Here is a 26036-nt window from a genome sequence, read left to right on the forward strand (position 1 = left end):
GCTATCGCGATTCACGTTTTCTTCACGGGGAAAAGCGCGATTCGGCGCCTATATTCCGGCTTCGTGCCGATAAAAGGGCTAAAAGCGCTGATCGTGCAGCGATAATGGCGGGATGATCTCAGTATAAGTTTGAAATATCTTCTGCGTTGTCTGTCACGAGCTATTGTTTCAGCGTGGATTAAGGTTGTGGTCACCAGACTGAGTGACCGGGTGCCAGGACGCTGCCCGACGACGCGATGGACCGCCAGACAATGAAGCCACCGGAGCTCGAGAGAGTCGGGGCGTATCGAGGCGATGCCAGGGGGCGTCTAGCCACTAACCAGCGCTTGCCGCTGCCATTGCGTACTTGAGAAGAGGTCAGAAACAGATGAGCGACAACACGGATACCTTCGGCGCACCCGACGAGGCCCTCCTGCAACTGGTCGATGGTTTCAAGCGTTTCCGCCAGGATGTCTTTCCCGAACAGGAAGCGCTGTTCAAGAAGCTCGCCAGTGCGCAGTCGCCCAAGGCCATGTTCATCACCTGCGCCGACTCGCGCATCGTCCCGGAACTCATCACCCAGAGTTCGCCGGGCGATCTGTTCGTGACCCGTAACGTCGGCAACGTGGTGCCCCCCTACGGCCAGATGAACGGTGGCGTCTCCACCGCCATCGAATACGCGGTCGTGGCCCTCGGCGTGAAGCACATCATCATCTGCGGCCACTCCGACTGCGGCGCCATGAAGGCGGTGCTCAATCCCGATCCGCTGGAAAAGATGCCGACGGTAAAGGTCTGGCTGCGCCACGCCGAGGTCGCCCGTACCGTGGTCGAGGACCATGGCCATTGCGACTGCGGCCACGGCGGCACCTTGGGCTTTTTGACCGAGGAAAACGTGGTGGCCCAGCTGGTCCACCTGCGCACCCACCCCTCGGTGGCCTCGCGCCTGGCCAGCGGTCAGCTGCAGATCCATGGCTGGGTCTATTCCATCGAGACCAGCGAGATCAAGGCGTACGACGCCCAGCAGGAGCGCTTCCTGCCCCTGGATGGCGAGAACATGCCGGTCGCCACCCCGCGTCCGCGCCTGCAGCAGGCCTGATCCACGGTGGCCATCCGGTTCGCCGGATGGCCATTGCAAGACGGGTCAGCCGATCCGTCGCCATAACAGCGCACCGCGCCGGGCGATCCCCACTTGGGGCTCCATCGGGACCGTCCACCCTTTCCGCTAGCCGCCTGAATCCCGAACCGTGTCATACGACGTGATATGACGCGCGGGCACCCCTTTACCTAGTCGCTGGAGGACCAGGACCATGCTTGGCAATCAACAGACCCCGGGGCGCAGCCTGTCGCGCGATGCCCTGGCCTCACTCGTGGTGTTTCTGGTCGCCCTGCCGCTGTGCATGGGGATCGCCATCGCCTCCGGCATGCCGCCGGCCAAGGGCATCATCACCGGCATCATCGGTGGCCTGGTGGTCGGCTTTCTCGCCGGCTCGCCGCTGCAGGTCAGCGGTCCGGCCGCCGGTCTGGTGGTGCTGGTGTTCGACCTGATCAACCGCCACGGCATCGAGGCCCTGGGCCCGGTGCTGCTGCTGGCCGGCCTGCTGCAGCTCATCGCCGGCTTCACCCGCCTGGGCGCCTGGTTCCGCGTCACCTCGCCCGCCGTCGTCTACGGCATGCTCGCCGGCATCGGCATCCTCATCGTGCTCTCTCAGCTGCACGTGATGCTGGATGCCAAGCCGGCGGCCTCGGGCCTGTCCAACCTGCTGGCCTTCCCCGGCGCCGCCCTCACCGCGGCAAGCCAGTGGAACGGCAGTGGCAGCGGCGCCCAGGCGGCGCTGATCGGTCTGCTGACCATCGCCAGCATGTGGCTGTGGGAGAAATTCCGCCCGCAGACCCTGCGCTTCCTGCCCGGCGCCCTGATCGGCGTGACCCTGGCGACCCTGGCCAGTCTCTGGCTGGCGCTGGACATCCGCCGCGTGGAAGTGCCCAACAACCTGGCCGACGCCATCGACTGGGTGACCTTTGCCGACCTGGGCATGCTGGCTAATGCCGAACTGGTGGTGGCCGCCCTCGCCCTGGCCTTCATCGCCAGCGCCGAGACCCTGCTTTCGGCCGCCGCGGTGGACCGCATGCACACCGGGCCGCGCTCGCACTTCGACCGCGAGCTGGGCGCCCAGGGTGTCGGCAACCTGCTCTGCGGTGCCGTTGGCGCCCTGCCCATGACCGGGGTCATCGTGCGCAGCTCGGCCAATGTCCAGGCCGGCGCCACCAGTCGCGCCTCCACCATCTTCCACGGCCTCTGGCTACTGGCTTTCGTCGCCGCCCTGCCCTTCGTGCTCAAGCTGGTGCCGGTGGCGAGCCTGGCCGGCGTGCTGGTGTTCACCGGCGTCAAGCTGGCCGATCCCAAGTCGCTGACCGGGCTCAAGCGCTATGGCCGGACACCCATGATCATCTATGCCCTGACCGCCCTGATGATCGTCGCCACCGATCTGCTGACCGGGGTGCTGGTGGGCTTCGGCCTGTCCATCGCCTTCCTGGCGGTCAAGGCGGCGCAACTCAAGGTCAGCCTGACCTATCGCGAAGACCAGCCGGACCAGGCCGACCTGCGCCTGGTGGGCGCCGCGACCTTCCTGCGCGTGCCCCAGCTGACCAAGGTGCTGGAACAGGTCAAGCCCGGCACCACCCTGCACGTGCCCCTGGAGCGCGTCTCCTATATCGATCACGCCTGCATGGAGCTGCTGGAGGACTGGGGGCGCACCCAGGCCAGCAATGGCATGCGCCTGGTGATCGAGCCCAAGGCCCTGGAGCGCCGCCTGGAAGGCCAGGCACCGGCGGGTCAACCGGTCATGCCGGCCCAGGCACCGGCCTGATCCGGAGGGTGGAGCGGCCAGCGGCCGCTTCACCCCCTTCCCTCACCTCAGCGGCGCTGCCGGATCAGAAGTCCGCAGCGCCGTCGCTGATCGCGATACCGGCTTGCCAGAGCCCCTCATCGTCGCTCCGCCCCCTTTCTCCCCGGCCATAAAGTGGACAGAATGTCCACATAGATGGCCAAAATTGGTCGATAAATGTCCAAGTCGGCATCAGTCATCCTACCAACGGCTAATAGTCTGCTAATTAACTTTCGCTCTTCTCGGCTTTGCCTTATAACGCTATCTGGTTCGACTTTTGTCGCACCAACGATCTTTGTGTCGGGCCACCCTCTATCTCGGGGGTAATCGCTTTGCCAGGAAAGCCATGCGACGCCCACACGGCTAAAAATGACTCCAAGAGAGGTAGGTATGCGCAAGCCTGAATTGGCGACTGTGATCGCTGAAAAAGTCGGACTTCCAAAGGAACAAGCCAACGTCGTGCTCAACACGCTGCTGGACGAGATCGCGAATGCGCTGCACCGCAAGGACAGCGTTACCCTGGTCGGCTTCGGTACCTTCCTGCCGCGTCACCGCGGTGCCCGCATGGGGAAGAATCCCCAGACCGGCGAGCCGGTCAAGATTCGTGCGAGCAACACGGTGGCGTTCAAGCCGGGCAAGGCGCTGAAGGACAGCATCGAAGGCTGAGCATGAAGCGGCACGGATCGCCGCTGCAGCCAAAAGGCATCGCCCGTGCGATGCCTTTTTTGTGTCCGCGCAGAAGACGCGGAGCGGGGTGATCAGCCGATGGCGATCATCTCGAAGTCGCCCTTGCCCACGCCGCAGTCCGGGCACAGCCAATCCTCGGGCACATCCTCCCAGCGCGTTCCCGGCGCGATGCCGTCGTCCGGCCAGCCCAGGGCTTCGTCATAGATATAGCCGCACACGATGCATTGCCATTTCCGCATGTTCTGTTATCTCCCAACCGGCTTCAGGTAGCGCGCACGCTACGCGAAAGCCCGGCAAAGGCCAACCGTGCCGGAACCCCGGCGGACGCCCAGGGCTCCATAGGCTGCGCGTGGCAGCTACCCGTCTTCCACCCCGATCAGCTAGGCTGAGTCCATGAATTCCTCGCCATCGCCCATGCCCTGGGCCATCTATTTCGCCGTGCTGGGCAGTGTCATCAGCGTGGGCCTGGCCAGCGGCCTGTCGATGCCGCTGGTCTCGCTGCGCCTGGAAGGCTGGGGCTATGGCAGCTTCGCCATCGGCGTCATGGCCGCCTCGCCAGCCCTCGGCATCCTCACCGGCGCCAGTCTGGCCGGACGCCTGGCCGCGCGCATCGGCACGCCGCGGCTGATGCGACTGTGCCTGATCAGTGGCGCCGCCTCGCTGATCGTGCTCTCGCTGCTGCCCAGCTACCCCTTGTGGCTGCTCCTGCGCCTGGCCCTGGGCGCCATCCTCACCCTGGTCTTCGTGCTTGGCGAAAGCTGGATGAACCAGGTCATCACCGATCGTTGGCGCGGCCGCCTGGTGGCCCTCTATGGCAGCAGCTACGCCCTGAGCCAGCTGGCCGGTCCGCTGCTGCTGGGGGTGCTGGGCACCGAGGGCGACCAGGGCTTCTGGCTCGGCGCCCTGCTCATGCTCGGCGGCGCTGCCCTGCTGCTCGGCCGCCAGGGCGCGCCGGCCGCCGGCGGCCATACCGCGGCCTGGCGAGCGCTGCTGGACTTCTGCCGCGGTGCTCCAGCCATCGCCTGGGCGGTGGCGCTGTTCGCCTGCTTCGAGGCGATGATCCTCACCCTGCTGCCGGTCTATGCGCTCAACCAGGGCTTCGGCCAGCAACTGGCGCTGTACATGGTCAGCGCCGTGGTGGTGGGCGATGCCCTGCTGCAACTGCCCCTGGGCCTGCTCGCCGATCGCCTCTCGCGCCAGGGCCTGTTCCTTGGCTGCGCCCTGGGGCTGCTGGCGGTCAGTCTGGCCCTGCCGCTGCTGCTGCACACCGCGGGCGTCTGGCCACTGCTGGTGCTGTTCGGCGCCACCGCCGGCGGCCTCTTCACCCTGGCGCTGATCCTGGTGGGCGAGCGCTATCGCGACGCCGAACTGGTCAGCGCCAACGCCTGCATCGCCCAGCTCTGGGGCGTCGGCTGCCTGGTCGGCCCGCTGGTCACCGGCGCCGCCAGCCAGTGGCTCACCGGCCACGCCCTGCCGCTGCTGATGGCGGCCGGCGCCGCGGTATTGCTGGTGATCGTCGGTCGTAGGGGCAGCGCGCCGGCGACGGTCGCCGAGGCGACCTGAGCGGGCCATGAAAAACGCCGGCACGGGGCCGGCGTCTCTTGTCTCGGGCAGCGCTTAGAACGCCGGCACCACGGCGCCCTTGTACTTCTCTTCGATGAATTGCTTCACCGCCGGGGTGTTCAGCGCCTTGGCCAGCTTCTGCACGGCATCGCTGTCCTTGTTGTCCGGACGGGCGACCAGGATGTTGGCATAGGGCGATTCCTTGCCTTCCAGCAGCAGGGCGTCCTGGGTCGGGTTGAGCTTGGCTTCCAGGGCGTAGTTGGTGTTGATCAGCGCCAGGTCGACCTGATTCAGCACGCGTGGCAGGGTCGCGGCTTCCAGCTCCTTGAACTTGAGCTTCTTGGGATTCTCGGCGATGTCCTTGGGCGTGGCGAGGATGTTGGCGCTGTCCTTGAGCTTGATCAGCCCGGCCTTTTCCAGCAGCAGCAGGGCACGGCCGCCATTGGTGGCGTCACTGGGGATGGCCACGACGGCGCCTTCGCGGACTTCGTCGAGCTTCTTGATCTTTTGCGAGTAGATGCCGAAGGGCTCGACATGCACCTGGGCGACGGTCACCAGGTCGGTACCGCGGCTCTTGTTGAATTCATCCAGGTAGGGCTGGTGCTGGAAGAAATTGGCGTCCAGACGCTTCTGGGCCACCTGCAGGTTGGGCTGCACGTAGTCGGTGAAGACCTTGATCTGCAGGTCCACCCCTTCCTTGGCCAGCTGGGGTTTGACGAATTCGAGGATCTCGGCGTGGGGCACCGGGGTGGCGGCGACGCTGAGGGTCTCGGCGGCGTGGGCGGCCAGGCTGGCGGCCAGCAGGGCGGCGGTGGCGAGCAATTTCTTCATGGCAGTTTCCTAGAACGGGATGGAACCGTCGACGCATCTGCGAGCGTCGACGGCGATGGAGCCGAGGCTCAGAACGCGGGAACGACGGCGCCCTGGTACTTCTTCTCGATGAATTGCTTCACCTCGGGGGTAGTCAGGGCCTTGGCCAGCTTCTGAATGGCCGGGTCGTTGGCCTTGTCGGCACGGGTGTAGAGCAGGTTGGCGTAGGGCGACTCGCCGCTCTCGATGAAGATGGCGTCCTTGGTCGGCACCAGCTTGGCTTCCAGGGCGTAGTTGGCGTTGATCAGCGCCAGGTCGACCTGGTTCAGCACGCGCGGCAGGGTCGCGGCTTCCAGCTCCTTGAACTTCAGGTGCTTGGGATTCTCGACGATGTCACGCGGGGTGGCGGTGACGTTGCTCGGATCCTTGAGGGTGATCAGGCCCTGCTTGGCGATCAGCAGCAGCGCGCGACCGGAGTTGCTCGGGTCGTTGGGGATGGCCACGGTGGCGCCGTCCTTGAGTTCCTTGATGTCCTTGATCTTCTGCGAATAGGCACCGAAGGGCTCGACGTGCACCGCCACCACCGGCACCTGGTCGCTGCTCGGGTTGCTCTTCTTGTAGCTGGCGTAATAGGGCTTGGTCTGGAAGTAGTTGGCATCCACCTGCTTCTGATCGGTCTGACGATCGGGCTGGATGTAGTCGGTGAAGACCTTGATCTTGAGGTCCACGCCTTCCTTGGCCAGCTGCGGCTTGATGAATTCCAGGATCTCCGCGTGGGGAACCGGATTGACCGCGACGGTCAGGGTCTCGGCGGCCTGGGCGGCGGTGGCGACACCCAGGCCGAAGGCCAGGGACAGCAGGGTACGTTTCAGCGACATCTGGATTTTCCTTGTGCAAAACCTTCGAGTGGATGAAGCCTGGATCAACGACGACTGAAATGGGCGACGAGGCGATCGCCGACCATCTGCAGTACCTGGACCAGCACCAGCAGCAAGAGCACCGTGACCACCATGACGTCGGTCTGGAAGCGCTGGTAGCCGAAACGGATGGCCAGATCGCCGAGGCCGCCGCCGCCGATCACCCCGGCCATGGCGGTGTAGGACACCAGGGCGATGGCGGTGACGGTGGTGGCCGCGATCAGCCCGGGCAGGGCCTCGGGCAACAGGGTGCGGGTGACGATCTGCCAGAGGCTGGCGCCCATGGCCTGGGTCGCCTCGATGATGCCGCGGTCGACCTCGCGCAGGGCAGTCTCCACCAGCCGGGCGAAGAAGGGCGCGGCGCCCACCACCAGCGGCGGAATGGCGCCCTCGACGCCCAGGGAGGTGCCGATCAGCCAGACCGTGATGGGGATCATCAGGATCAGGAGGATGATGAAGGGCACCGAGCGCAGCACGTTGACCACGAAGGAGAGGATGCCGTAGACCAGCGGCTGCTCCAGCAGCTGACGGCGGCTGGTGAGAAACAGCAGCACGCCCAGCGGCAGCCCGAGGATCAGGGTGAAGAGCATGGACCAGCCAAGCATGGCCAGGGTGTCCTGGGTCGCCTGCCAGATCTCGGCCCAGTCGATGTTGGTGAAGAGTTCGTCCATCAGCGCAGGACCTCCACGGTGACGTCGGCGGCCTGGAAGCGAGCCAGGGCGGCGTCCAGGTCACCACCCACCAGGGCGATGGTGAGCTGGCCATAGGGCTCGTCCCGGATGCGGTCGATGCGACCGCCGAGAATGCTGTAGTCCACACCAGTCTCCCGGGCGACGTGGCCCAGCAGCGGTGCATAGGTGGCTTCGCCGCGGAAGGTCAGGCGCAGGATGCGGCCTTCGACATGGGCATAGGCGTCGGCCAGCTCGGCCTCGTCCTGGTGCTCGGCCTCGAACACGAAGCGGCGGGTGGTGGGGTGCTGCGGATGCAGGAAGACATCGGCGACGGTGCCCTGCTCCACCACGGCGCCGCCGTCGAGCACGGCGACGCGATCACAGACGCGACGGATCACGTCCATCTCGTGAGTGATCAGCACGATGGTCAGGCCCAGCTCGCGATTGAGTTCGGCGAGCAGTTGCAGCACCTGGGCGGTGGTCTGGGGATCGAGGGCGCTGGTGGCCTCGTCGCAGAGCAGGATCTTCGGCTCGGTGGCCAGGGCGCGGGCGATGCCGACGCGCTGCTTCTGACCGCCGGAGAGTTGCGCCGGGTACTTGCGCGCCTGGTCGGACAGGCCGACCCGCGCCAGCAGCTCCTCGACGCGCTGGGCGATCTGCGCCCGCGAACGGCCGCCGGCCAGTTCCAGCGGCAGGGCCACGTTGGCCGCCACGGTCTTCGAGGAGAGCAGATTGAAGTGCTGGAAGATCATGCCGATGCGGCGGCGGAAATCGCGCAGCTCGCTGGAGCCCAGGGTGGTGACCTCGGCGCCGTCGACCAGCAGGCGACCGCCGCTGGGGGCTTCGAGGCGGTTGATCAGGCGCAGCAGGGTGCTCTTGCCGGCACCGGAATGGCCGATCAGGCCGAAGATCTCGCCGGCTTCGATCCTCAGGTCGACCGGCTGGAGCGCCGCGACCTCGCGACCGCGCGTGCGGTACGTCTTGTGGACAGCGTGGAATTCGATCAATGGAAAAACCTTGTGGGTATCGTCAGACAACTGGAGGGTGATCCAGCCGCGCAGTTTAACGCGCGCGCTTATATCTGCTTAGCACTTGTTGTCGGGTATTAAGCCAATAAAGGCATATGGCCAGTTCGTGCGTCGGGACTTCACCCGCGGGAACAGCCCGTCGCTTCGCATCAGCCAAGCGGAACACCAGCTCCAGCCCATGAGTCACTACAGGACTGCCTGAATTCGCCCCACATTCCGTAGGGGACGCAAAGAGCGCCTGACAGGCGCCTGATGAGGACTTTCCATGGCTACGCCCCCCAAGAGTGAACTCGCCGGTACCGACACCCTGGATCGCCAGAACACCTCGAAGAAAATCGAGCAACTGGAGCAATTCCGCTCCGATGCCACCGGCCAGGCACTGCGCACCAACCATGGCGTGAAGATCGCCGACAACCAGAATTCGCTGCGCGCCGGCACCCGCGGGCCTTCCCTGCTCGAAGACTTCATCATGCGGGAGAAGATCACCCACTTCGACCACGAGCGCATCCCGGAGCGCATCGTCCATGCCCGCGGCACCGGTGCCTATGGCTATTTCCAGCCCTACCAGGACTGGTCCGACCTGACCAAGGCCGCGCTCTTCCGCGACCCCAACCACCAGACCCCGGTGTTCGTGCGCTTCTCCACCGTGCAGGGCCCGCGCGGCTCCGGCGACAGCGTGCGCGACGTGCGCGGCTTCGCCATCAAGTTCTACACCGAGGAAGGCAACTGGGACATGGTCGGCAACAACATGCCGGTCTTCTTCATCCAGGACGCCATCAAGTTCCCGGACTTCGTCCACGCGGTGAAGCCCGAGCCGCACAACGAGATCCCCACCGGCGGCAGCGCCCACGACACCTTCTGGGACTTCGTCTCCCTGGTGCCCGAGTCGGCGCACATGGTGCTCTGGACCATGACCGACCGCGCCATCCCGGTGAATCTGCGCAGCATGCAAGGCTTCGGCATCCACACCTTCCGCATGATCAACACCGCCGGCAAGGGCGTCTTCGTCAAGATCCACCTGAAGCCCGCCGGCGGCGTGCGCTCCCTGGTGTGGGACGAAGCCCAGAAGCTGGCCGGCAAGGACACCGATGCCCACCGTCGCGACCTCTGGGAAGCCATCGAAGCCGGTGACTACCCCGAGTGGGAATTCGGCGTGCAGATCATTCCCGAGGAAGACGAGCACAAGTTCGACTGGGACATCCTCGACGCCACCAAGATCATCCCCGAGGAACTGGTGCCCATCACCCCGCTGGGCAAGCTGGTGCTCAACCGCAACCCGGACAACTACTTCGCCGAGACCGAGCAGGTGGCCTTCTGCCCCGGCCATGTCGTGCCCGGTATCGACTTCAGCAACGATCCCCTGCTGCAGGGTCGGCTGTTCTCCTACACCGACACCCAGATCAGCCGTCTCGGTGGGCCGAACTTCCACGAGCTGCCGGTCAACCGCCCGGTGGTGCCGAACCACAACGGCCAGCGCGATGCCAAGTACCGCATGACCATCGACAAGGGCCGGGCCTCCTACGAGCCCAACTCCATCGACGGCGGCTGGCCCAAGGAAACCCCGCCGGCGCCCCAGGACGGCGGCTTCGAGAGCTACTACGAGCGCATCGACGGCCACAAGGTGCGTGAGCGCAGCGAGACCTTCGGCGACCACTTCTCCCAGGCCACGCTGTTCTACAACAGCCTGTCGGAAGCCGAGCAGGCGCACGTCGCCGATGCCTACAGCTTCGAGCTGGGCAAGGTCGAGCGCATGTGGATTCGCGAGCGCCAGGTCAACGAGATCCTCGCCAACATCGATCTGGAGTTGGCGCAGAAGGTGGCCAAGAAGGTCGGCGTGACCCCGCCCACCGCCCCCACCGTGCAGCCGCGCAAGGTCTCCATCGACAAGTCGCCGGCGCTGAGCCAGCTCAACCTGCTGTCCGGCAACATCAAGGGCTTCAAGGTGGCGGTGCTGGTGGGTGACGGCGTCATCGCCAGCGAAGTGGAGGCCATCAAGCAGGCGCTCAAGGCCGAAGGTGCTCATGTGAAGGTGCTCGGCCCCACCGCCGGCCCGGTCAAGGCCGCCGACGGCGGCGAAGTGGCCGTGGACGGTTCGGCCGAAGGCATGCCTTCGGTGGCGCTGGACGCGGTCTATGTGCCGGGCGGTGCCGAGAGCGTCAAGGCCATGCTCGACGACGGCGTGATCAAGCACTACCTGCTGGAAGCCTACAAGCACCTCAAGGCCATCGCCCTCACCGGCGAAGCCGAGCAGTTGCTCAAGGCGGTCTACCTGGACACCGACGAGGCGCTGCTGACCGGCAGTGACTTCAAGGCGGTGCAGCAGGACTTCTTCGCTGCCATCGCCAAGCACCGTTGCTGGGCGCGGATGCCGAAGATCAAGTCCATCCCGGCCTAAAGCCGCGGGCATGAAAAAAGCCGACCGTCGCGAGACGGTCGGCTTTTTTTTGGGGGGTCATCGCGGCCATGGGCCGCTCCTACAGGTGCATCAACTACTGTAGGAGCAGCCCATGGCCGCGATCAAAGGCTTTAACTCAGCACCAATACCCCGTCCATTTCCACCTGGGAGCCCTTCGGCAGCGCGGCGACGCCGATGGCGGCGCGTGCCGGATAGGGCTGCTGGAAATAGCGCCCCATGATCTCGTTGACGGTGGCGAAGTGGGCGAGGTCGATCAGGAAGATGTTCAGCTTGACGATATCGGCCAGCGAACCACCGGCGGCTTCGGCGACGGACTTGAGGTTCTCGAAGACCTGGACCACCTGGGCTTCGAAGCCGTCCACCAGCTCCATGCTGGTCGGGTTGAGCGGGATCTGCCCGGAGAGATAGACGGTGTCACCGACCTTGATCGCCTGGGAATAGGTACCAATGGCGGCCGGCGCCTTGTCGGTGTGGATCACTTGCTTGCTCATGGGTCGCTCCTGTGCGGGAAAGGCCCGATTCTGCAAGCCGGTGGTGACACCCTGCAACCTCAGCTGCGAACCCGAGTGATACCGGCCACGCCCTTGAGCGTCCGCAGCTTCTTGATCACGCGCGCCAGGTGCACGCGATCACGCACGCTGACCACCAGCTGGACCACGCTGACCCGGCCGTCGCGCTCGTTCATGCCGATCTTCTCGACGTTGGCGTCCGCGGCGGTGACGTTGTTGGCCAGCATGGCGATCAGGCCGCGCTGGTGCTCCAGCTGGACGCGCAACTCGACGCTGAATTCGCCAGTGACGTCCTTGGCCCAGTTGAGCACGATGCACTTTTCGCTGTTGTGCCGGAATTCGGCGATGTTCCGGCAATTTTCCAGGTGGATCACCATGCCCTTGCCGGCCGACAGGTGACCGACGATGGGATCGCCCGGAATCGGCGTGCAGCACTTGGCGTAGCTGATCACCAGGCCTTCGGTACCGCGGATCGCCAGCGGCCCCTGGGGCGCGGTGCTGGCCTGGGGTTCCAGCGGCTCTTCCTGCTCGCTGCCGGACACCAGGCGGCGCGCCACCACATAGGCCATGCGGTTGCCCAGGCCGATCTCTTCGAGCAGGTCTTCCAGCACCACGCCCTTGTATTCGCCGAGCACCGAGAGGATGCGCATCGGCGAGATCTTCGACAGCTGGGTGCCGAAGCCGGACAGCGCCTTGTTCAGCAGGCGCTCGCCGAGGCTGATGGACTCGGAGCGACGCTGCTGCTTGAGCGCATGGCGGATGTTGGTGCGCGCCTTGCCGGTGACCACGAAGTTGAGCCAGGCCGGATTGGGCCGGGCGCCGGGAGCGGTGACGATCTCCACCGTCTCGCCGCTGCCCAGCGGCTGCGACAGCGGCGCCAGGCGGCGGTTGATGCGGCAGGCGATGCAGCTGTTGCCGACGTCGGTGTGCACCGCGTAGGCGAAGTCCACGGCCGTGGAGCCCTTGGGCAGCTCCATGATGCGGCCCTTGGGGGTGAAGACGTAGACCTCGTCGGGAAAGAGGTCGATCTTCACGTTCTCGATGAATTCCAGGGAGTTGCCCGCGCGCTGCTGCAACTCGAGGATGCCCTTCACCCACTGGCGCGCGCGCAGGTGACTGGCGCGCGGTTCGTCGCCGCCGGCCTTGTACAGGCCATGGGCGGCGATGCCGTTGTTGGCCATCTCTTCCATCTCGCGGGTGCGGATCTGGATCTCGATGGGCACGCCGTGCATGCCGAACAGGGTGGTGTGCAGGGACTGGTAGCCGTTGGCCTTGGGGATGGCGATGTAGTCCTTGAAGCGCCCCGGGAACGGCTTGTAGAGATTGTGCACCGCGCCGAGCACGCGGTAGCAGGTGTCGACCTTGTCGACGATGATGCGGAAGCCGTAGACGTCCATGATCTCGTTGAACGACTTACGCTTGCCGCGCATCTTCTGGTAGATGCTGTGCAGGTGCTTTTCGCGGCCGACCACCTCGCCGTCGAGGCCGTCGCGGGCCAGGCAATTGGCCAGGGATTCCTGGATCTTGCCGAGGATCTCGCGGCGATTGCCCCGCGCGGTCTTGACCGCCCGCTGGATGCGTTCGGCACGCATCGGGTGCATGGCGCGGAAGCCCAGGTCCTCGAATTCCACGTAGAAATCGTGCATGCCCAGCCGGTTGGCGATGGGCGCGTAGATTTCCAGGGTTTCCTTGGCGATGCGCCGGCTCTTGTCCGGCGGCATGGCGTCCAGGGTGCGCATGTTGTGCAGCCGGTCGGCCAGCTTGACCAGGATGACGCGGATGTCCTTGGACATCGCCATGGTCATCTTCTGGAAGTTCTCCGCCTGGGCCTCGGCCTTGGTCTCGAACTTCATCTGGGTCAGCTTGCTGACCCCGTCCACCAGCTCCGCCACCGTCTCGCCGAACTGGCCGGCCAGGGCTTCCTTGGCGATGCCGGTGTCCTCGATCACGTCGTGCAGCATGGCGGCCATCAGGCTCTGATGGTCCATGTGCATGTCGGCGAGGATGTTGGCGACGGCCAGCGGATGGGTGACATAGGGCTCGCCGCTGCGGCGGCGCTGCCCGTCGTGAGCCTGCTCGGCGTAGTAGTAGGCCCGCCGTACCAGATTGACCTGGTCGGGGGTCAGGTAGTCCGCCAGACGCTCGGCCAGCAGGTCGATGCCGGTCGGGTGGACGTCACCATACGCAGGCTCGGCGGCCATGGCTTAGAGGGCCTCGCCGTCCGCTTCTTCGTTGACTTCGAAGGCGGCGAACAGCGGCTCTTCTTCGACGATGTCGTCCAGACGGATGACTTCTTCGTCGACCAGGCCTTCGGCGATCTCGCGCAGGGCGACGACGGTGGGCTTGTCGTTGTCCCACGGTACCTTGGGCTCCTTGCCGCCGGTGGCCAGCTGGCGCGAGCGCTTGGTGGCGAGCATGACCAGCTCGAATCGGTTGTCTACGTTGTCCAGGCAGTCTTCGACAGTAACGCGGGCCATGGTCTTCCTCGTGGCGATGATGATCCCGGGAACGGGGGACCCGATAGTATAAAAATTCGCCAGTGGCAAGGGAAGGGGCGGTGGTCGGAGGACCACCGGCACCGTACCTGGGTAAGTGGCTCCCGCCCGCGCCGGACGGGAGCCCTGGCCGGATCAGGCGCCGGCTTTCTTCTTCAGGCGCCAGGCGTGCAGCAGCGGCTCGGTGTAGCCGCTGGGCTGCTCGCGGCCCTTGAAGATGAGGTCGCGGGCGGCGCGATAGGCGTAGGACGTGTCGAAGTGACCGGCCATGGGCTCGTAGAGGGCATCGCCGGCGTTCTGGCCGTCGACCACCTTGGCCATGCGCTGCAGCGTCTCGTCCACCTGTTCGGCGCTGACCACGCCGTGGTGCAGCCAGTTGGCGATGTGCTGGCTGGAGATGCGCAGGGTGGCGCGGTCTTCCATCAGGCCGACGTCATGGATGTCGGGCACCTTGGAGCAGCCCACGCCCTGGTCGATCCAGCGCACCACGTAGCCGAGGATGCCCTGGCAGTTGTTGTCCAGCTCCTGCTGGATGGCCTCGGCGGACCAGTCCGGCGACTCGGCCACCGGCACGCTGAGCAGCCCGGCGAGCAATTCGCCACGGGCGGCGTCGACGTCGCTGCGTTCCAGCTCCTGCTGCACCTGCTGGACGTTGACCTGGTGGTAATGCAGGGCGTGCAGCACGGCGGCGGTGGGCGACGGTACCCAGGCGGTGTTGGCGCCGGCCTTGGGATGGCCGATCTTCTGCTCCAGCATGGCGGCCATCAGATCGGGCATGGCCCACATGCCCTTGCCGATCTGCGCCTTGCCGCGCAGGCCGCAGGCCAGGCCGACCAGCACGTTGTTGCGCTCGTAGGCGGTGATCCACTTGGAGGTCTTCATGTCGCCCTTGCGCAGCATGGGGCCGGCCAGCATGGCGGTGTGCATCTCGTCGCCGGTGCGGTCGAGGAAGCCGGTATTGATGAAGGCCACCCGCGCCGCGGCGGCGGCGATGCAGGCCTTGAGGTTGACGCTGGTGCGGCGCTCCTCGTCCATGATGCCCAGCTTGACGGTGTTGGCCGGCAGCCCCAGCAGGGCCTCGACACGGTCGAACAGCTGGACGGCGAAGGCCACCTCGGCCGGGCCGTGCATCTTGGGTTTGACGATGTACACCGAGCCGCTGCGGGAATTGCCCTGGCGCTTGAGGTCGTGCATGGCGATGGTCACGGTGACCACGGCATCGAGGATGCCCTCGGGGATCTCGCGGCCGTCTTCCAGCAGCACCGCCGGATTGGTCATCAGGTGACCAACGTTGCGGATGAACAGTAGCGAGCGCCCGTGCAGGCTCAGCGGCTGGCCGTCGGCGCCCTGGTACTCGCGATCGGGGTTGAGGCGGCGGGTGAAGGTCTCGCCGCCCTTGCTGACCTCTTCGGCCAGGTCGCCCTTCATCAGGCCCAGCCAGTTGCGATAGGCCAGCACCTTGTCGGCGGCATCCACCGCGGCGATGGAGTCTTCCAGGTCCATGATGGTGCTGACCGCAGCCTCCATCAGCAGGTCCTTGACCCCGGCGGCGTCGGTCTTGCCGATGGCGCTGTCGCGGTCGATCTGGATTTCCAGGTGCAGGCCGTTATGGCGCAGCAGGACCGCGGACGGTGCCGCGGCATCGCCCTGGTAACCGACGAAGGCGGCCGGATCGGCCAGTTCGCTGGTACCGCTCCTGAGGTCCACCACCAGGCGGCCATCCTGGATGCGGTAGGCGGTGGCGTCCCGGTGCGAGCCGCTGGCCAGGGGGGCCACGCCATCCAGCACCTGGCGGGCGAAGGCCACCACCTTGGCGCCACGGGCGGGGTTGTAGCCCTTGCCGCGCTCGGCGCCATCGGTTTCGGGCAGGGCGTCGGTGCCATAGAGGGCATCGTACAGCGACCCCCAGCGGGCGTTGGCGGCGTTCAGGGCGTAGCGGGCGTTGAGCACCGGCACCACCAGCTGCGGACCGGCCTGTTCGGCGATCTCGCGGTCGACCCCGGACGTCGAGGCCTGCACCTGGCCGGGGACCGGTTGCAGATAGCCGATGCCTTCCAGAAAGCGCTGGTAGGCGGGCAGATCGGTGACCGGACCGGGATGAGCGCTGTGCCAGTTGTCCAGCTCCACCTGCAGGCGATCCCGCTCGGCCAGCAGTTCGCGATTGCGCGGCGCCAGCTCGTGCACCAGCTGGTCCACGCCCGACCAGAAGGCGGCGGTGTCGAGCCCGGTGCCGGGCAGCACTTCCTCGTCGATGAAGCGCTGCAGCTCGGTGGCCACCTGCAGGCGGCCCAGGGTAGTACGGTCGGTCATGATGGCTTTCCTTGATATGAAGCTGTGAATTCAGTTGAGAGCCGCGATGGCGGCTTTCGCGACCTGGGCATCTTCCGGCGCCTTGACACCCGAGACGCCGACGGCGCCCACCACCTGGCCGTCCACCAGGATGGGTACCCCGCCTTCGAGCATGCCCTGCATCAGCGGGGCGCTGAGAAAGGCGGTGCGGCCGTTGTTGATCATCTCTTCCAGCACCTTGGACTCCTTGCGCGCCAGGGCGGCGCTGCGCGCCTTTTCCGGGGCGATGTAGGCGCTGTTGGGCGCGGCGCCATCGAGGCGCAGCAGGGCCAGCGGGTGGCCGCCGTCATCGGCCACGGCGATGCACACGGCCCAGCCCTGGCGCTCGGCTTCGGCGCGACCGGCGGCCAGCAGGGTGTCGATCTCGGCAAGGGTGAGCACGGCTTTGGTCTTCATGGAGCCTCCAGGGTTCAGGGTTGGGTCGGAGCGGCCAGGGCCGCGTCGAGGATTTCGATCCAGTGGCGCACCGGGGTCCGCCCGGCGCCATCGAGATGGCTCTGGCAGCCGATGTTGGCAGTGGCGATTACCTCGGGGTGACCGCTCTCCAGGGCGTCGAGCTTGGCGTCGCGCAGCCGCCGCGACAAGTCCGGCTGGGTCAGCGAATAGGTGCCGGCCGAGCCACAGCAGAGGTGGCCGTCGGGCACCGGCGCCAGCGGGAAGCCAAGGCGCTGCAGGACGCCCTCCACGGCGCCGCCCAGGCGCTGGGCGTGCTGCAAGGTGCAAGGGCAATGGAAGGCCAGCCGCGGGGTGTTGGCCAAGCGCAGCTCTTCCAGCGGCAGTTCGCGCAGCACCTCCACCAGGTCGCGGGTGCGCGCCGAGACTTCCCGCGCCTTTGCCGCATAGGCCGGATCGTCCTTGAGCAGGCTGGCGTATTCCTTGACGAAGGCGCCGCAGCCGCTGGCGGTCTGGATGATGGCTTCGGCGCCGCTCTGCAGGGCCGGCCACCAGGCGTCGATGTTGCGCCGGGCGCGGTCGAGTCCGGCCTCCTGGGCGTTGAGATGGTAGTCCACCGCGCCGCAGCAGCCGGCGCGGGGCGCGGCCTCCAGGCTGATGCCGAGGCGATCCAGCACCCGCGCGGTGGCGGCATTGGTGTTGGGCGAAAGCCCCGGCTGCACGCAGCCTTCGAGGATCAGCATGCGCCGGGCATGGCGTGGCGCGGGTCGCAAGCCCGGAGCGGCAATGCGCGCCGGCAGCTTGGCCTGGACGCCTGCCGGCAGCAGCGGCTTCAGCGCCTGGCCGCTTTTCAGCAGCGCGCCGAACAGGCGCGGCTGCGGCAGCACCTGGCGCAGGCCGGCGCGCAGCAGGCGCTGGCCCAGCGGGCGCGGTACCCGGCGCTCCACCTCGGCGCGGCCGATGTCGAGCAGTTCGTGATAGGAGACGCCCGAGGGACAGGTGGTCTCGCAATTGCGGCAGGTCAGGCAGCGGTCGAGATGCTCGCGGGTCTTTTCGCTGACCTCGCCGCCTTCGAGCATGCCCTTGATCAGGTAGATGCGCCCGCGTGGACCGTCCAGCTCGTCGCCGAGCAGCTGGTAGGTCGGGCAGGTGGCATTGCAGAAGCCGCAATGCACGCAGCTGCGCAGCACCCGCTCGGCATCGGCGGCGCGGGGCAGTTCGCGGGCGGCGGGACTCAGATTGGTTTGCATGACGTCTTTCCCCTACAGCCCGGCGTACAGCCGACCCGGATTGAAGATCCCCTGGGGGTCCAGGCGCGCCTTGAGGCGGCGGTGATAGTCGAGCAGCGCGGCGGGCAGCGGATGCTGGGCCTCGCGCTCGGCGTCCGGCGTGTAGCAGAGCGCATGGCCGCCGGCGCGCGCGGCGATCTCGCGCAGCACGGTGGCCGGGGCATCGCTCTTGAGCCAGTACTGGGCACCGCCCCAATCCAATAAGCGGCTGCCGGGCAGGTCCAGCAGCGGGGTGTTGACCGGCACCGACAACCGCCACAGGGGCGCGGGCCCTTCGAAGAAGGCCAGACGCTGTTCGTTGAGCTCGTCCCAGAAGCCTTCGCCCAGGACCTCACCGCCCAGGCGATCGGCCGCCGAGCGCACCGAGCCCTCGCCGCCTTCCAGGCGCAGGTGCAGCCGCTGGCCGTCATGGCAGGCCGCCGAGATCGGCAGCGCCTCGCGACCCCAGACGGCCAGGCGTTGCAGGGCGCGTTCAGCATCCAGCTCCAGACTCAGACTCTGGGTGCAGCGCGGCCTGGGCAGCACCTTGAAGGACACCTCGGTGATCACCCCCAGGCAACCCTGGCTGCCGGCCAGCAGGCGGGAGACGTCGTAGCCGGCGACATTCTTCATCACCTCGCCGCCAAATCTCAGGTGTTCGCCGGTGCCGGTGATCAGCCGGGTACCCAGGACGAAGTCCCTCAGGCTGCCGGCCCAGGGGCGGCGCGGACCGGAAAGACCGCAGGCCAGGGTACCGCCGACGGTGGCGCCCTCCCCCAGGCGCGGTGGTTCGCAGGGCAGCATCTGCCCCTGTTCGGCCAGGGCGGCATTGAGTTCGGCCAGCGGCGTACCGGTGCGCACCGTGGCCACCAGTTCGGTGGGATCGTAGTGCACCAGACCGCGATGGCCGCTGACGTCCAGCGGCTCGCCCTCCACCGCACGGCCCAGCCGGGCCTTGGTGTCGCCGCCATGGATGCGCAGCGGCTGGCGACGGGCCAGGGCCTCGCGGACCTGGTCGAGGAGCAGGTTCAGACTGTCCATCAGAAACGCTCCAGTTCGGGGTGGGGCAACTGGCCGCGATGCACGTGCAGGCCGCCGAATTCGGCGCAGCGGTGCAGGGTCGGCACGTTCTTGCCGGGATTGAGCAGCCCGGGGGCGTCGAAGGCGGCCTTCACCGCATGGAAGAAGGTCAGCTCGCCCGACTGGAACTGGGTGCACATGGCGTTGATCTTTTCGCGACCGACGCCGTGTTCGCCGGTGATGGTGCCCCCCACCGCCACGCAGAGATCGAGGATGCGGCCGCCCAGGGCCTCGGCCTGTTCCAGCTCGCCGGGCCGATTGGCATCGAAGAGGATCAGCGGGTGCAGGTTGCCGTCGCCGGCATGGAAGACATTGCCCACCGCCAGGCCGTATTCCGCCGACAGCGCCTCGATGCCGCGCAGCACCTCGGGCAGGGCGCGGCGCGGGATGGTGCCGTCCATGCAGTAGTAGTCGGGCGACAGCCGCCCCACGGCGGGAAAGGCGTTCTTGCGCCCGGCCCAGAATTTCTGCCGCTCGGCCTCGTCGCGGGCCAGGCGGATCTCGGTGGCGCCGGCGGTGGCCAGCAGGGCGCTGACCCGCTCGATGTCGGCGGCCACGTCGGCTTCCACCCCGTCCAGCTCGCAGAGCAGGATGGCGGCGGCGTCCACCGGGTAGCCGGCGTGGATGAAGTCCTCGGCGGCTCTCAGGGTCAGGTTGTCCATCATCTCCAGGCCGCCGGGGATGATGCCGGCGGCGATGATGTCGGCCACCGCCGCCCCGGCGCGCTCGATGTCGGCGAAGCTGGCCATGACCACCCGGGCGCAGGGCGGTTTGGGCAGCAGCTTGACGGTCACCTCCACCACCACCCCGAGCAGCCCTTCGGAGCCGGTGAACAGCGCCAGCAGGTCGAAGCCGGGGCTGTCCAGGGCGGCGCCGCCCAGGGTCAGGCGCTCGCCTTCCAGGGTCACGATCTCCACCGCCAGCACGTTGTGCACGGTCAGACCGTATTTCAGGCAGTGCACGCCGCCGGCGTTCTCGGCCACGTTGCCGCCGATGGAGCAGGCGATCTGCGAGGAGGGATCGGGCGCGTAGTAGAGGTCATGGGGCGCCGCGGCCTGGGAGATGGCCAGGTTGCGCACCCCGGGCTGGACCCGCGCCCGGCGACCGTCGGGGTCCACCTCGAGGATGCGATTGAAGCGCGCCATCACCAGCAGCACGCCCTGCTCCAGCGGCAGCGCGCCGCCGGACAGGCCGGTGCCGGCGCCGCGGGCCACCAGGGGTACCTGCAGCTCATGGCAGAGGCGCAGGGTCGCCTGCACCTGCTCCACGGTTTCTGGCAGCACCACCAGCAGCGGCGTGGTGCGATAGGCCGCGAGACCATCGCACTCGTAGGGTTTGAGGTCTTCCCTGTCGTGCAGCAGGCAGTGCTCGGGCAGTTCGGCACGCAACCGCTGCAGCAGTTGCGCCTTGTCCGGGCGGGGCAAGGCGCCGTCGAGACGTTCGTCGTAGACCAGGCTCATCGGGTAACCGCCATTGTTGTTGTTCTGGCTGGAAAGGCTTCGTTGTACCCCGACTGCAAGCGGGGCGTCCATGGTCCAGCGCACTGGTCATACCAGTTTTTGTGCCCTCTTCGACCAAAGGATGAGCCGCTTTCAGCCCGCTTGACGGCAGATTCCGCCAGTGGCTCACTAGCGCCAAACCTCGTGGTCATACCAGCAGGAACTCGCCATGTCCGCGCCCGTCGCCCGTCTTCCCGTCGCCGAGAACGTCAGTCAGCAGATCGAACGCCTGGTGGTGGACGGGGTGCTCAAGGTCGGTCAGCCGCTGCCGTCCGAGCGGCGCCTGTGCGACAAGCTCGGTGTCTCGCGTACCGCCTTGCGCGAGGGCCTGGGCCTGCTGCGCGCCCGCGGCATCATCGAGACCCGCCACGGCCAGGGCAGCTTCGTCGCCCGGCTGGCGGCCCCGGCAGCGGAGAATCCGCTGCTGCACCTGTTCAGCAGCCAGCCGCGCACCCTCTACGACCTGCTGGAGGTCCGCGCCCTGCTGGAGGGCGAAGCCGCGCGCCTGGCGGCGCTGCGCGCCACCACCGCCGACCTGGTGCTGATCGGTCGCCGCTACGACGAACTCTGCGCCGCCTGCCAGGACCCGGCCACCCTGCCGGCGGAAACCCACGCGCGCCTCGATCATGCCTTCCACCTGGCGATCAGCGAGGCCTCGCACAACCCGGTGCTGGTGCACACCCTGCAATCGCTCAACGAGCTCTTGCTGGGCTCGGTGTTCGCCTGCATCGCCAATCTCTACCATCGCCCGCCGCAGCGCCGCGAGATCGACGCCCAGCATGCCCGCCTCTATGCCGCCGTGAGCCAGCGCCTGCCCGACGAGGCCCACGCCGCCGCCCGCGAGCACATCCACAGCGTCAGGGACAGCCTGCGCGAGATCGAGCAGGAAGAGCAGCGCCTGGTGCGGGCCACCATGCGTCTGGAAGGCTGGACCTAGCGAAAAAGGCCCGCCGGCAAAGGGGGATGCCAGAGCGGCTGTCCGTCAGCCCGGGGTGCGCCCCGTCCCTCCGGCAGGCGCAACATCTTGCAACTGCCCTGCCCCGCCCCCATGCTTAGCCGACCTTTTTCCAGCTCTCGGCCCTAATGGACCCTTCCACCAGTCTCGCCTCGACGTTGTTCGCCGATCTCGGCCTCGTGTTCTTCGCCTTCTTCCTCGTGCTGCTCAACGGCTTCTTTGTCGCCGCCGAGTTCGCCATGGTCAAGCTGCGTGCCACCCGTGTGGAGGCCATCGCCAAGAAGCACGGCTGGCGTGGGCGCATCCTCAAGAAGGTGCACAACCAGCTCGACGCCTACCTCTCCGCCTGCCAGCTCGGCATCACTCTGGCCTCCCTGGGCCTGGGCTGGGTCGGCGAGCCGGCCTTCGCCGAATTGCTCGAACCCCTGCTCGGCGCCGTCGGCGTCAGCAGCCCCGAGGTGATCCACGGCATCGCCTTCTTCTCGGCCTTCTTCATCATCTCCTACCTGCACATCGTGGTCGGCGAGCTGGCGCCCAAGTCCTGGGCGATCCGCAAGCCCGACCTGCTGTCGCTGTGGACGGCGGTGCCGCTGTACCTCTTCTACTGGCTGATGTATCCGGCCATCTGGCTGCTCAACGCCAGCGCCAACGGCATCCTGCGCATCGCCGGCCAGGGCGAGCCGGGCGCGCACCACGAGCACCACTACAGTCGCGACGAACTCAAGCTGATCCTGCACTCCAACCGCGCCACCGACCCGGACAGCCGGGTGCTGGCCTCGGCCGTGGAGCTGGGCGAGCTGGAGGTGGTGGACTGGGCCAATTCCCGCGAAGACCTCATCTACCTGGACAGCAAGGCCAGCCTGGACGAGATCCTCACCCAGATCCGCCGCTCCAAGTACAGCCGCTACCCGGTCTACGACGAAGACAGCCAGACCTTTACCGGGGTCCTGCACATCAAGGACCTGCTGCTGGCCATCGCCGGCCTGGACAGCGAAGCGGCTTCGTTCGACCTCGACGATCTGGTGCATCCGCTGGAGCGGGTGACCAAGCACATGCCGCTGTCCGACCTGCTGGAGCAATTCCGCCGTGGCGGCGCGCACTTCGTGCTGGTGGAGGAAGCCGACCACAAGGTCATCGGCTTCCTGACCATGGAAGACGTGCTCGAGGTGCTGGTGGGCGACATCCAGGACGAACACCGCAAGACCGAGCGCGGCGTGGTCGCCTACCAGCCGGGCAAGCTGCTGGTGCGGGGCGACACCCCGCTGTTCAAGGTCGAGCGACTGCTGGGTATCGATCTGGATCACGTCGAGGCCGAGACCCTGGCCGGCCTGATCTACGACAGCCTGAAGCGCGTCCCCGAAGAGGAGACGGTGCTGGAAGCCGAGGGCCTGCGCATCATCGTCAAGAAGATGAAGGGCCCCAAGATCGTCCTGGCCAAGGTCATCAAGCTGGATCCCAAGGACGTCCGCCGGCGCCAGCCGGAGGAACGCTGAGTCGACGCGGCCTCAGCCGCGTCCGCTGCCCAGTTCCGGCAGGCCATCGCTCAGGCAGACGCGATTGCGCCCGCCGCGCTTGGCCGCATAGAGCGCCCGATCGGCGTCTTCCAGAAGCCCCAGGCCGTGTTCGAGATTGCTCGGCACGGTCACCGCGACGCCGACGCTGATCGACGGCCGCAGGCGCCCCTGCTCGGTCTGCAACTCCAGCCCTGCCACCTCCTGGCGGATGCGCTCCGCCAGCGTCCGGGCCGCCTGCTGGTCGCTCCCGGGCAGGGCGATGACGAATTCCTCGCCGCCATAGCGCGCCGCCACCTCCCCCGCCCGCTGGACGTGCCTGCGCAGCACCTCGGCCACGCACCTCAGGCATTCGTCGCCCAGGGTGTGGCCGTGGGTGTCGTTGACCGCCTTGAAATGATCGATGTCCACCAAGAGCACCGCCAGCGGCCGTTCGGCGCGGATGGCGCGGCGGATCTCCTGCTGGAAGACCCGTTCGAAATGCCGGCGATTGCCGAGCCCGGTCAAGGAGTCGGTCTGGCTCTGGTGCAGCAGTTCGCGATTGAGCCGCTCGAGACTGGCCTTGGCCTGCTGCAACTCCACGGTGCGCAGCGCCACCCGCAATTCCAGTTCGACAAAGGAGGCTTCGCGCTCCCGGGCCAGGGCGCTGGAGGCTTCCAGCGCCTGCCGCTGCGCCTCGATCCGCGCCCGGCGCTGCAGACTCAGGCCTTCGGTGAGTCCCAGCGACAGCATCACGAAGCCCAGGGCGAAGCCGGCCATCTGCCCGTGGAAGGCCGGACTGTCGGCGGGCAGCCAGCCGGCGATCGCCAGCAGCTGGATCGAGCTGCCCAGCAGCAGCAGGGCCCAGGCGGCGCTGAACCACAGCGCCATGCGGCTGCCGCGCAGCGCCAGGTAGGTGGTGGTGCCCAGCAGCCCCAGGCAACTCAACGCCATCATGCCGAGCATTTCCTGGAAGCTCAGCAGATGCGGCCAGATCAGCGTGATGACCAGCGCCACGTTCCAGTAGCCGATCAGCAGGCGATTGCCGAAGTCGATCCAGCGGCCGCCGTGATAGAGGCTGAGCAGATAGCGCACGAACAACCCGCCACTCAGAAAGCACAGGGCGGTAAAGACCAGGTGGGCACGCAGGGCGAAGGCCGGACTCTCCGGCCAGAGCTGCCAGGCGCCGTAGCCGGTGGTGACCGCCTGATAGCCGATGACGCTGAGCAGATAGAGGGCATACCAGCCAAAGCCCGAGCGGCGGCCAAAGCCCCACAGGGTGAGGGTCAGCAAGAGGATGGTGACCAGGCAACCGAAGAAGCCGCCGATCAGCCAGGCATCCTGCTGCGCCTCGCGCAGATAGGCGGCCGGGGTCACCAGCCGCAGCGGCAGGACAAAGGTCTCCCGCGAATCCAGTCGCAGGTAGACCTCCTCCACCGCACCGGCGGTCGGCGCCAGGGCGAACATCAGCTGGCGACCGGGCAGTGTCCGTTGCGAGGCCGGCAGGGCCAGGCCGCTCTGCTGCAGCGGACTCCAGTGGCCATCGGCAGCGCGGGTGCGCAGGTCCAGGCGATCCAGCACCGGCCAGCTCGGAATCAGCCACCAGGCCTGGTCGTCGCGGCCCTGGATGGCGAAACGCAGCCAGAGGCCCTGGCGACCGTCGTGGAGCAGCATTTCCAGTTCATCGGGTGCATGCCAGCCGTCCTCGCCCCCGCGTGGGCGGGCGGCGGCCTCGGCAAAGGTCAGACTGGCTGGCGCCTTGAGGATCTCCAGCGCCGGTCGCGGATCGTAGCTGCGCCCCGGATCATCTAGTCGCAGCACCTGCGCCTGGCCGTCGAGGGCAATCAACAGCAATGCCAGCAGGTACAGAGCATGCTTGCGCCCACCGGCGCACAGGGTGGCCAGGAATCCTTTCATGGAGCGGCATCCATAGCCTGAAGGAAGGGAAGGCCGCGGTGGAACCCGCGCCTTGGAGGAATAGCGTGGTGATAGCATAACGCCACCAACCCGGTTCCTGCCAAGGGATTTCTGCGGGCGGCCGGGCGCCTGGTCGCCTTATGGACCCCGTGGCGTCAGCCTGTCTGGAACGCCCTTGCGCAGGGCCTCAGCGGTCGCCCAGCGCCATGTTGGGCAGGGCTGCCAGCGGCCGCACGAAGCGGAAGGGAATGGAGACCATTTCACCACCTTCGTGGGCCTGAACCACGAAGTGCAGATGGGGGCCGGTGCTGCGCCCGGTATTGCCCGACTCCGCGAGGGGCGTGCCGACCTCCACCCGCTCGCCAGGTCGCACCTTGACCGACCCGCGGCGCAGGTGCAGATAGGCGCTCTGGCTGCCGTCCTCGTGGGCGATGCGCACGAAGTTGCCGGAGGGATTGGGACCATGGCCGAACTGGCCGTTTTCCACGTCGATCACCGTGCCGGCACGGGCGGCGCTGATCGGGGTGCCCTCGGGCATGGCGATGTCCACCGCATAGCGCCCCTTGGGCGTGTTGTGGCTGAAATCGCCGCCCGCGCCCTGGGTCACGTAGTAGACGCCCTGGCGCCAGGGCCAGGCGTAGCCATAGCCGATGCCGCTATCAACCCCGCCCGGCGCACCGGTCGCCAGCGCCGGCAGGGAGCCGACCGGCAGCTGCGGACTGTAGCTGAAGGCCTGGTCGAAGTGCATGGGAAAGCCCTGCTGCCGCTTGCGGATCACCGCCAGCTGCACCGTGGAGCGCGGCTCGATGACCTGGCGGATGGGGCGCTCGGCACCAGCCACGTTGACGGTGCGCTGCAGGCGCAGTTCGACCCGCACGGGCACGTCGAAATCGTTGCGGACCTCGAAGATGCGGCCTTCACTGGCATTGCGCACCTTGAGCTTGACCTGCCCCTTGCGGGCCGGACTCTTGGCGGAGGTCTTGGTGAGGGTCGCCTTTTCGGCGGCCGGCGCGAGGGCGGGCACGGCCAGGGCGAGGCTCAGGCAGGTGATCAGGGCGGTCAGGCGTCGGTCCATGGCATAGGGCCACCATGATGGGCAAGGACAGAACCTAACAAAGCCGTGCA

The 26036-nt window shown here is 67.1% G+C and carries 22 protein-coding genes; 7 read left to right on the forward strand and 15 right to left on the reverse strand.

Annotation, left to right across the window (positions count from 1 at the left end):
* The first annotated feature begins 367 nt into the window (after positions 1 to 367).
* The 3 genes from QKY98_RS03785 (at position 368) to QKY98_RS03795 (ending at position 3530) form a co-directional block, all read left to right on the forward strand.
* Positions 368 to 1075, forward strand: a complete 708-nt coding sequence (locus tag QKY98_RS03785; RefSeq protein WP_007161453.1) for a carbonic anhydrase — start codon at positions 368 to 370, stop codon at positions 1073 to 1075.
* A gap of 211 nt (positions 1076 to 1286) precedes the next feature.
* A complete protein-coding gene (locus tag QKY98_RS03790) occupies positions 1287 to 2846 on the forward strand; it encodes a SulP family inorganic anion transporter (RefSeq protein ID WP_042135214.1) in 1560 nt (519 codons plus the stop codon).
* A 408-nt stretch (positions 2847 to 3254) separates the two neighbouring features.
* Positions 3255 to 3530: an HU family DNA-binding protein gene (locus tag QKY98_RS03795; protein WP_017639309.1), complete on the forward strand. Its 276-nt coding sequence runs from the start codon at positions 3255 to 3257 to the stop codon at positions 3528 to 3530.
* A gap of 92 nt (positions 3531 to 3622) precedes the next feature.
* Here the strand turns inward: QKY98_RS03795 and QKY98_RS03800 are convergent, their stop codons facing one another.
* Positions 3623 to 3790 (reverse strand): rubredoxin, encoded by a 168-nt coding sequence (locus tag QKY98_RS03800; protein WP_007161456.1) that lies wholly within the window; start codon positions 3788 to 3790, stop codon positions 3623 to 3625.
* Positions 3791 to 3965: 175 nt separating this feature from the next.
* On the opposite strand from QKY98_RS03800, the gene QKY98_RS03805 reads away from it, so the two are divergent.
* On the forward strand, positions 3966 to 5114 hold the full coding sequence (locus tag QKY98_RS03805; protein WP_150340735.1) for an MFS transporter: 1149 nt from the start codon (positions 3966 to 3968) through the stop codon (positions 5112 to 5114).
* 54 nt (positions 5115 to 5168) lie between these two features.
* Here the strand turns inward: QKY98_RS03805 and QKY98_RS03810 are convergent, their stop codons facing one another.
* The 4 genes from QKY98_RS03810 to QKY98_RS03825 all read right to left on the reverse strand — a co-directional run bounded on the left by QKY98_RS03810 (position 5169) and on the right by QKY98_RS03825 (position 8519).
* Positions 5169 to 5945: a MetQ/NlpA family ABC transporter substrate-binding protein gene (locus QKY98_RS03810; protein WP_027598104.1), complete on the reverse strand. Its 777-nt coding sequence runs from the start codon at positions 5943 to 5945 to the stop codon at positions 5169 to 5171.
* Between the two features lie 68 nt (positions 5946 to 6013).
* Positions 6014 to 6796, reverse strand: a complete 783-nt coding sequence (locus QKY98_RS03815) for a MetQ/NlpA family ABC transporter substrate-binding protein (RefSeq protein WP_027598103.1) — start codon at positions 6794 to 6796, stop codon at positions 6014 to 6016.
* Between the two features lie 50 nt (positions 6797 to 6846).
* Positions 6847 to 7512 (reverse strand): methionine ABC transporter permease, encoded by a 666-nt coding sequence (locus tag QKY98_RS03820; protein ID WP_007161460.1) that lies wholly within the window; start codon positions 7510 to 7512, stop codon positions 6847 to 6849.
* Positions 7512 to 8519 (reverse strand): methionine ABC transporter ATP-binding protein, encoded by a 1008-nt coding sequence (locus QKY98_RS03825; protein ID WP_027598102.1) that lies wholly within the window; start codon positions 8517 to 8519, stop codon positions 7512 to 7514. The genes QKY98_RS03820 and QKY98_RS03825 overlap by 1 nt, the downstream gene beginning before the upstream one ends.
* Before the next feature lie 286 nt (positions 8520 to 8805).
* On the opposite strand from QKY98_RS03825, the gene katE reads away from it, so the two are divergent.
* A complete protein-coding gene (katE, locus tag QKY98_RS03830; RefSeq protein ID WP_077171308.1) occupies positions 8806 to 10935 on the forward strand; it encodes a catalase HPII in 2130 nt (709 codons plus the stop codon).
* 131 nt (positions 10936 to 11066) lie between these two features.
* On the opposite strand, the gene ridA is transcribed toward katE, so the two are convergent.
* The 8 genes from ridA to glcD form a co-directional block, all read right to left on the reverse strand.
* A complete protein-coding gene (ridA, locus tag QKY98_RS03835) occupies positions 11067 to 11447 on the reverse strand; it encodes a deaminase RidA (protein ID WP_027600381.1) in 381 nt (126 codons plus the stop codon).
* 59 nt (positions 11448 to 11506) lie between these two features.
* Entirely contained in the window at positions 11507 to 13666 is a 2160-nt protein-coding gene (spoT, locus tag QKY98_RS03840; RefSeq protein WP_007161464.1) for a bifunctional GTP diphosphokinase/guanosine-3',5'-bis pyrophosphate 3'-pyrophosphohydrolase, read from the reverse strand.
* Positions 13667 to 13669: 3 nt separating this feature from the next.
* Complete coding sequence (gene rpoZ, locus QKY98_RS03845) at positions 13670 to 13942, reverse strand: DNA-directed RNA polymerase subunit omega (RefSeq protein WP_007161465.1); 273 nt, start codon at positions 13940 to 13942, stop codon at positions 13670 to 13672.
* Positions 13943 to 14095: 153 nt separating this feature from the next.
* On the reverse strand, positions 14096 to 16270 hold the full coding sequence (locus QKY98_RS03850) for a malate synthase G (protein ID WP_284670354.1): 2175 nt from the start codon (positions 16268 to 16270) through the stop codon (positions 14096 to 14098).
* A 30-nt stretch (positions 16271 to 16300) separates the two neighbouring features.
* Positions 16301 to 16705, reverse strand: coding sequence for a heme-binding protein (locus QKY98_RS03855; RefSeq protein ID WP_027598097.1), 405 nt, complete (start codon positions 16703 to 16705; stop codon positions 16301 to 16303).
* A gap of 14 nt (positions 16706 to 16719) precedes the next feature.
* Positions 16720 to 17952 (reverse strand): glycolate oxidase subunit GlcF, encoded by a 1233-nt coding sequence (gene glcF, locus QKY98_RS03860; RefSeq protein ID WP_284670355.1) that lies wholly within the window; start codon positions 17950 to 17952, stop codon positions 16720 to 16722.
* A 12-nt stretch (positions 17953 to 17964) separates the two neighbouring features.
* Positions 17965 to 19011: a glycolate oxidase subunit GlcE gene (glcE, locus tag QKY98_RS03865; protein ID WP_044341157.1), complete on the reverse strand. Its 1047-nt coding sequence runs from the start codon at positions 19009 to 19011 to the stop codon at positions 17965 to 17967.
* Positions 19011 to 20510 carry a glycolate oxidase subunit GlcD gene (glcD, locus tag QKY98_RS03870; protein WP_027600386.1) on the reverse strand — a complete coding sequence of 500 codons (1500 nt, stop codon included), beginning with the start codon at positions 20508 to 20510 and terminating at the stop codon, positions 19011 to 19013. The genes glcE and glcD overlap by 1 nt, the downstream gene beginning before the upstream one ends.
* Before the next feature lie 208 nt (positions 20511 to 20718).
* Between glcD and glcC the strand changes: the two genes are divergently transcribed.
* Positions 20719 to 21486, forward strand: a complete 768-nt coding sequence (gene glcC / locus QKY98_RS03875) for a transcriptional regulator GlcC (protein WP_007161471.1) — start codon at positions 20719 to 20721, stop codon at positions 21484 to 21486.
* A gap of 146 nt (positions 21487 to 21632) precedes the next feature.
* Positions 21633 to 22997: a hemolysin family protein gene (locus QKY98_RS03880; protein ID WP_042135189.1), complete on the forward strand. Its 1365-nt coding sequence runs from the start codon at positions 21633 to 21635 to the stop codon at positions 22995 to 22997.
* A 12-nt stretch (positions 22998 to 23009) separates the two neighbouring features.
* Here QKY98_RS03880 and QKY98_RS03885 read toward each other — a convergent pair whose 3' ends face one another.
* Both QKY98_RS03885 and QKY98_RS03890 read right to left on the reverse strand, forming a co-directional pair.
* Positions 23010 to 24911, reverse strand: coding sequence for a sensor domain-containing diguanylate cyclase (locus tag QKY98_RS03885; RefSeq protein ID WP_144954929.1), 1902 nt, complete (start codon positions 24909 to 24911; stop codon positions 23010 to 23012).
* Positions 24912 to 25098: 187 nt separating this feature from the next.
* A complete protein-coding gene (locus tag QKY98_RS03890) occupies positions 25099 to 25986 on the reverse strand; it encodes a M23 family metallopeptidase (protein WP_037006555.1) in 888 nt (295 codons plus the stop codon).
* Between the last annotated feature and the right edge of the window lie 50 nt (positions 25987 to 26036).

The sequence above is a fragment of the Pseudomonas sp. HR1 genome, from assembly GCF_030175875.1.
Lineage (GTDB): Bacteria > Pseudomonadota > Gammaproteobacteria > Pseudomonadales > Pseudomonadaceae > Chryseomonas > Chryseomonas oryzihabitans.

Coding starts and splice junctions, on each gene's coding strand:
- QKY98_RS03790 (WP_042135214.1), top strand. CDS start 1,287: ATGCTTGGCAATCAACAGACCCCGGGGCGCAGCCTGTCGCGCGATGCC.
- QKY98_RS03820 (WP_007161460.1), bottom strand. CDS start 7,512: ATGGACGAACTCTTCACCAACATCGACTGGGCCGAGATCTGGCAGGCG.
- QKY98_RS03810 (WP_027598104.1), bottom strand. CDS start 5,945: ATGAAGAAATTGCTCGCCACCGCCGCCCTGCTGGCCGCCAGCCTGGCC.
- glcC (WP_007161471.1), top strand. CDS start 20,719: ATGTCCGCGCCCGTCGCCCGTCTTCCCGTCGCCGAGAACGTCAGTCAG.
- QKY98_RS03885 (WP_144954929.1), bottom strand. CDS start 24,911: ATGAAAGGATTCCTGGCCACCCTGTGCGCCGGTGGGCGCAAGCATGCT.
- glcD (WP_027600386.1), bottom strand. CDS start 20,510: ATGAGCCTGGTCTACGACGAACGTCTCGACGGCGCCTTGCCCCGCCCG.
- QKY98_RS03880 (WP_042135189.1), top strand. CDS start 21,633: ATGGACCCTTCCACCAGTCTCGCCTCGACGTTGTTCGCCGATCTCGGC.
- rpoZ (WP_007161465.1), bottom strand. CDS start 13,942: ATGGCCCGCGTTACTGTCGAAGACTGCCTGGACAACGTAGACAACCGA.
- QKY98_RS03855 (WP_027598097.1), bottom strand. CDS start 16,705: ATGAAGACCAAAGCCGTGCTCACCCTTGCCGAGATCGACACCCTGCTG.
- glcF (WP_284670355.1), bottom strand. CDS start 17,952: ATGCAAACCAATCTGAGTCCCGCCGCCCGCGAACTGCCCCGCGCCGCC.
- katE (WP_077171308.1), top strand. CDS start 8,806: ATGGCTACGCCCCCCAAGAGTGAACTCGCCGGTACCGACACCCTGGAT.
- QKY98_RS03890 (WP_037006555.1), bottom strand. CDS start 25,986: ATGGACCGACGCCTGACCGCCCTGATCACCTGCCTGAGCCTCGCCCTG.
- QKY98_RS03800 (WP_007161456.1), bottom strand. CDS start 3,790: ATGCGGAAATGGCAATGCATCGTGTGCGGCTATATCTATGACGAAGCC.
- glcE (WP_044341157.1), bottom strand. CDS start 19,011: ATGGACAGTCTGAACCTGCTCCTCGACCAGGTCCGCGAGGCCCTGGCC.
- ridA (WP_027600381.1), bottom strand. CDS start 11,447: ATGAGCAAGCAAGTGATCCACACCGACAAGGCGCCGGCCGCCATTGGT.
- QKY98_RS03805 (WP_150340735.1), top strand. CDS start 3,966: ATGCCCTGGGCCATCTATTTCGCCGTGCTGGGCAGTGTCATCAGCGTG.
- QKY98_RS03850 (WP_284670354.1), bottom strand. CDS start 16,270: ATGACCGACCGTACTACCCTGGGCCGCCTGCAGGTGGCCACCGAGCTG.
- QKY98_RS03795 (WP_017639309.1), top strand. CDS start 3,255: ATGCGCAAGCCTGAATTGGCGACTGTGATCGCTGAAAAAGTCGGACTT.
- spoT (WP_007161464.1), bottom strand. CDS start 13,666: ATGGCCGCCGAGCCTGCGTATGGTGACGTCCACCCGACCGGCATCGAC.
- QKY98_RS03785 (WP_007161453.1), top strand. CDS start 368: ATGAGCGACAACACGGATACCTTCGGCGCACCCGACGAGGCCCTCCTG.